Source organism: Streptomyces sp. NPDC079167 (assembly GCF_040686735.1).
Lineage (GTDB): Bacteria > Actinomycetota > Actinomycetes > Streptomycetales > Streptomycetaceae > Streptomyces.
Window position 1 is genome coordinate 1 of record NZ_JBFBLO010000047.1, and the last position, 6,127, is coordinate 6,127.

General features: G+C 69.6%; 1 protein-coding gene. It reads left to right on the top strand.

Annotated features, from left to right (window positions below):
- Positions 1 to 45: 45 nt before the first annotated feature.
- The coding region (locus AB0P41_RS35840) for a type I polyketide synthase (protein WP_365936185.1) at positions 46 to 6,127 on the top strand (6,082 nt) is incomplete at its 3' end.

Below are 6,127 nucleotides of genomic sequence, written 5' to 3' on the forward strand. Positions count from 1 at the left end.
CAGGCGTTGGCGAATGCCGGTCTGTCGGCTTCGCAGGTGGATGCGGTGGAGGCGCACGGTACGGGTACGAAGTTGGGTGACCCGATCGAGGCGCAGGCTTTGCTGGCGACGTACGGGCAGGAGCGGGCAGAGGACCGTCCGTTGTGGCTCGGGTCGATCAAGTCGAACATCGGTCACACCCAGGCGGCGGCGGGTGTCGCAGGGATCATCAAGATGGTGCAGGCCATGCGGCACGGCGTCCTTCCCCGGACGCTGCATGTGGACAGTCCGTCGTCCCAGGTGGACTGGTCGGCAGGGTCTGTTGAACTCCTGACCGAATCGATGGCCTGGCCGGAGACCGGCAACGCGCGACGGGCGGCTGTCTCGTCGTTCGGGATCAGCGGAACGAACGCGCACGTCATTCTTGAGCAGGCGCCCGTTGACGCTGGTGCCGCGACGCAGCCGGACGAGGTCTCACCGCTGGGCGGGGCAGTGCTGCCGTTCGTGCTCTCCGGGAAGTCGGAGGGCGCGCTGCGGGATCAGGCCGCGCGCCTGAGCGAGATGATGGCTGCCGGCCCTGCGGTTGTGCCTGGAGGAATCGGCCAGACGCTGGCGATGGGCCGGTCGCGGTTCGAGCACCGTGCGGTGATCGTCGCTGCGGACTCGGACGAGCTCCGGGCGGGACTGGATGCGTTGGCCGGGGAGCGTCCCGGGCCGGGTGTGGTGCGGGGTGTCGCCGATGGTGCGGTGGCTCCCGTGTTCGTGTTCCCGGGGCAGGGTTCGCAGTGGGCGGGTATGGCTGCGGGCTTGTTGAAGTCTTCGGATGTGTTCGCGGAGCGGATCCGTGAGTGTGCGGCGGCGTTGTCGGTGCACACGGACTGGTCGTTGCTGGGCGTGTTGCGTGAGGAACCGGGTGCTCCTGGGTTCGACCGGGTTGATGTGGTGCAGCCGGTGCTGTGGGCGGTGATGGTGTCGCTGGCCGAGGTGTGGCGGGCGGCTGGTGTCGTGCCTGCGTCGGTGATGGGCCATTCGCAGGGTGAGATCGCTGCGGCCTGTGTAGCTGGTGGGCTGTCCCTGGAGGACGGCGCGCGGGTGGTGGCGCTGCGGAGCCGGGCGATCCTGGAGCTGTCGGGCCTGGGCGGCATGATGTCCGTGGCGGAGCCGGCCGATCAGGTCGGCGAGCGGCTTGGCCGGTGGGAGGGTCAGCTGTCGGTCGCAGCGGTGAACGGCCCGTCCTCGGTGGTTGTTTCCGGTGATGCCGACGCGCTGGAAGAATTGCGGGAGGCATGCAAGGCCGACGGTGTGCGCTGCAAGCGCATCGATGTGGACTACGCCTCGCACAGCGCGCATGTGGAGCGGATCCACGACCGGCTGCTGGAAGTGCTGGCGGACCTGACCCCGCGCCGTTCGCAGGTGCCGCTCTACTCCACGGTGACCGGGGAACTCCTGGACACAGCCGGTATGGACGGTGAGTACTGGTACACGAACCTGCGTCGGACGGTTCTCCTGGAGGAGACGACCAGGGTTCTGCTGGATGCCGGGCATCGTGTGTTCGTCGAGGTCAGTCCGCATCCGGTGCTGGCTGTCGGGCTGGAGGAGACGTTCGAGGCGGCCGGCAGCGATGCGGTGGCGCTCGGGACGCTTCGGCGGGACGAGGACGGTTCCCGGCGTTTCACGACTTCCCTCGCCGAAGCGCACGTGCACGGGGTCGGCCTCGACTGGAAGGCCCTGTTCGCAGGCTCCGGGGCTCAGCGCGTCGACCTGCCGACGTACCCCTTCCAGCATCAGCGCTACTGGCTGAACCCGTCTGCCGGAAACGGCGCTGTGGACGTGTCCTCGGCGGGGCTGAAGTCCCTCGACCACGCCATGCTGTCCAGTGCGATGGGCTTGGCCGGCACCGATGGTGTGGTGATGACGGGCAGGGTCTCGGTCGAGACGCACCCCTGGCTCGCCGACCATGCCGTATGGGGTTCGGTCCTGCTTCCGGGCACAGCCTTCGTGGAACTCGCTCTGCAAGCCGCTGACCAGGTCGGCTGCGACCTCGTGGAAGAGCTGACGATCGAGGCGCCCCTTGTCATCGCCGGCCAGGACGCGATCGTCATCCAGGTCGCGGTAGACGCAGCCGACCTGACGGGCCGGCACGGGATCACCGTGTACTCCCGCCCTGCCGACGCTTCGGACGAGGCATGGACGAGGCACGCCAGCGGCACACTCGCCACCGGCGCATCTGCGACGGACGGCCTGGAGGAGTGGCCGCCCGCGGGTGCGCAAGCTGTCGCGGTGGACACGCTCTATGCGTCGCTCGCCGATGCGGGGTACGAGTACGGCCCCTTGTTCCAGGGGCTGCGCGCCGCGTGGCGGCGGGGTGACGACGTGTACGCGGAGGTGGCCCTCCCGGACGAGGCCGAGGTCGACGGCTTTGGGCTGCACCCAGCCCTCCTGGACGCCGCACTGCACTCGATGGGCCTCGCAGCCGCCACCGGCACGGAGGGGACGGCAGGAACAGTAGGCCTGCCGTTCGCCTGGGCCGGTGTGTCACTGTCCGCAGTGGGAGCACAGCTTCTGCGGGTCCGCGTTCGCCGTGAGAAGTCGGGCGCGTCACTGCTGCTGGCAGACGGAGCCGGTTCGCACGTCGCCTCGGTGGAGTCCCTCGCACTGCGTCCGGTCTCACCGGAACAGCTGCGCGGAAGCAGCCATGCCCACGCCGACTCGCTGTTCCGCGTCGAATGGTCCCCGAAGCCGATAGGCACGCAGGATGCGGAGGGCACCTGGGCCGTGATCGGGGGAGCGGAATTCCTCCCCGGCACGCAGCGGTTCGCGGATCTGGCCGCTGTGGACGAGGTTCCCGATGTGGTGGCGGTGTCGTTCGCGGAAGCCGGCTCCGGCGCCGGGGACGTGGTGTCCCGTACCCATGAAGTAGCGGGACGAGCACTGCAGTTGGTGCAGGAGTGGCTGGCGGACGAGCGGTTCGTCAATACACGGCTCGCGGTGGTGACTCGGGGCGCGGCGTTCTGTGACTCGCCCGATCCCGTACAGGCTGCCGTGTGGGGTCTGGTGCGGACGGCCGAGTCGGAGAACCCTGGGCGGTTCGTCCTGGTGGACGTCGAGGAGGACCGGGAGGCGGTTCTGCCGGCTGTGGTGGCCTCGGGCGAGCCGCAGGCTGCCGTGCGCTCGGGCGAGGTGTTCGTACCGAGGCTGGCACGGGTGCAGTTGCCTGCCGAGCAGCGACCCGCCCTCGTCGAACTGTCCGGCACCGTGATGGTGACAGGCGCCAGCGGGGTGCTGGGCGGCGTGGTGGCACGCCACCTGGTCGCCGAGCACGGCGTACGGCACCTGCTCCTGCTGAGCCGGCGGGGTGCTGATGCTCCGGGTGCTGCTGAGCTCGTCGCGGACCTTGCCGAGTTGGGTGCACGGGCGCGGTTCGTGGCGTGTGATGTGGCTGATCGTGCTGCGCTGGCGGAGGTGCTGGCGGGTGTCGAGGCCGAGCACCCGCTGATGGGTGTGGTGCACGCGGCGGGTGTTCTGGATGACGGTGTGGTGTCGTCGCTGACGTCGGAGCGGTTGGCGGCGGTGTTGCGGCCGAAGGTGGATGCGGCGTGGCATCTGCATGAGCTGACGCGTGGCATGGATCTGTCGATGTTCACGCTGTTCTCCTCCGCCGCCGGTGTGTTCGGCGGTGCAGGTCAGGCGAACTATGCGGCGGCGAACGCGTTCCTGGACGCCTTGGCCGAGGTCCGGCGGGCGGAAGGACTCGCGGGGCAGTCGCTGGCCTGGGGACTTTGGGCTCAGGCCAGCGCGATGACGGGACAGCTGGACAGCGGTGATCTTCGGCGGATGGCCCGGGGCGGTCTGACGCCGTTGTCCTCGGAGCAGGGGCTCGAGCTCTTCGACCTGGCCGGCGGCCTGGCCGACGAGGCCGTGCTGGTGCCGATCCGCGTCGACATGGCTGCCTTGCGGGTACGGCCGGAGATGACTCCGCTGATGCTGCGGGGTCTGATCCGGGTGCCGAACCGGCGGCAGGCCGACTCCGGCACCGATCGATCCGCATCCTTCGGACGCACCCTCCTTGCCCTCCCCGCAGCCGAACAGCACCAGTTGGTGCAGGATCTGGTCAGGGCCCAGGCGGCTGCTGTCCTCGGGCACGACTCGGGCGAGGCGGTGCAGCCTGAGCGGGCGTTCACCGAGCTGGGCTTCGACTCGCTCACCGCCGTCGAGCTCCGCAACCGAATGAGTGCGGCCACGGGACTGCGCCTGCCGGCCACGCTGGTCTTCGACTACCCGACGCCGTACGCGATGGCCGACTACGTACGGACCGAGATCGTCGGCGTACAGGCGGAAGTCGCCACCAGCCGGCCGGCCCTGACCGCCACCGGCACTGAGGACGACCCGGTCGTCATCGTGGGCATGAGCTGCCGGTTCCCTGGAGGGGCGGAGTCGCCCCGCAAGCTGTGGGAGCTGGTGGCCGGCGGCAACGAGGGCATCACCGGCCTGCCCACGGACCGGAACTGGGACGTGGCAGGGCTCTACGATCCCGACCCGGACAACCCCGGCACCTCCTTCACCCGCGAAGGCGGCTTCCTGCACGACGCGGCGGAGTTCGATCCGGGCTTCTTCGGGATCTCGCCGCGTGAGGCGCTGGCGATGGACCCCCAGCAGCGGCTTCTGCTGGAGGGCTCCTGGGAGGCCATCGAGTCGGCGGGGATCGACCCGGCATCACTGCGCGGCACGAGCACCGGCGTCTTCGCCGGCCTGATGTACCACGACTACGTGGCTCAGCTCGCCACCGTCCCGGAAGGTGTCGAGGGATACCTCGCCACCGGTACCTCCGGCAGCGTCGTATCCGGCCGTGTCTCCTACACGCTAGGACTCGAAGGACCTGCCGTTACGGTCGACACCGCTTGCTCGTCCTCCCTGGTGGCCCTGCACCTCGCGGCGCAGGCCCTGCGGTCGGGCGAGTGCTCGATGGCGCTGGCCGGCGGCGCCAGTGTGATGGCCACCCCGGGCAGCTTCATCGAGTTCAGCCGGCAGCGCGGACTGGCCGCGGACGGCCGGTGCAAGTCGTTCGCCGCGGGCGCCGACGGCACCGGCTGGGGTGAGGGCGTGGGCATGCTGCTCCTGGAGCGCCTGTCGGATGCGCGGCGCAACGGGCACGAGGTGCTGGCGGTGGTGCGGGGCAGTGCGGTGAACCAGGACGGTGCGTCGAACGGTCTGACCGCGCCGAACGGTCCCTCGCAGCAGCGGGTGATCCGGCAGGCGCTGGCGAACGCCGGATTGTCCCCGGCGCAGGTGGACGCGGTGGAGGCGCACGGTACGGGTACGACGCTGGGTGACCCGATCGAGGCGCAGGCGCTGCTGGCGACGTACGGGCAGGGGCGGTCGGAGGACCGTCCGTTGTGGCTCGGGTCGATCAAGTCGAACATCGGACACACCCAGGCCGCGGCCGGCGTGGCCGGTGTCATCAAGATGGTGATGGCGATGCGGCATGGAACGCTGCCGCGTACCCTCCATGTCGACGCGCCGACGCCTCAGGTGGACTGGTCTGCAGGCTCGGTGGAGCTGCTGACGGAATCGATTGCGTGGCCGGAGACGGGCGAGGCGCGCCGGGCGGGTGTGTCGTCGTTCGGTATCAGCGGAACCAACGCCCATGTGATCGTCGAGCACACCCCGGCGGTCGTCGAGGAGCGCCACGAGCCCACGGTGGCTCTGCCGGTGGTGCCATGGGTGGTGTCGGCGAAGTCCGAGGCGGGTCTGTCGGCGCAGGTGGCACGGCTCTCCCTGTTCGCCCGGGAGCACGAACCGGTGGACGTGGGGTACTCACTGGTGACGACGCGTGTGGCCATGAATCACCGCGCGGTGGTCATCGGTGACCTGACGACCAGGGGAACGGTCTCGTCAGGCCGGGCGGCCGTGCTGTTCTCGGGTCAGGGTGCGCAGCGGTCGGGTATGGGGCGTGAGCTGTATGAGGCGTATCCGGTGTTCGCGGATGCTTTCGATGCGGTGTGTGCGGAGCTGGACCGGCATCTGGATCGTCCGGTGCGGGATGTGGTGTTTGCGGGTGGTGAGCTGCTGGATCAGACGCAGTTCACGCAGGCCGGCCTGTTCGCTCTTGAGGTGGCGTTGTTCCGCCTGGTGTCGGCGTGGGGCGTGA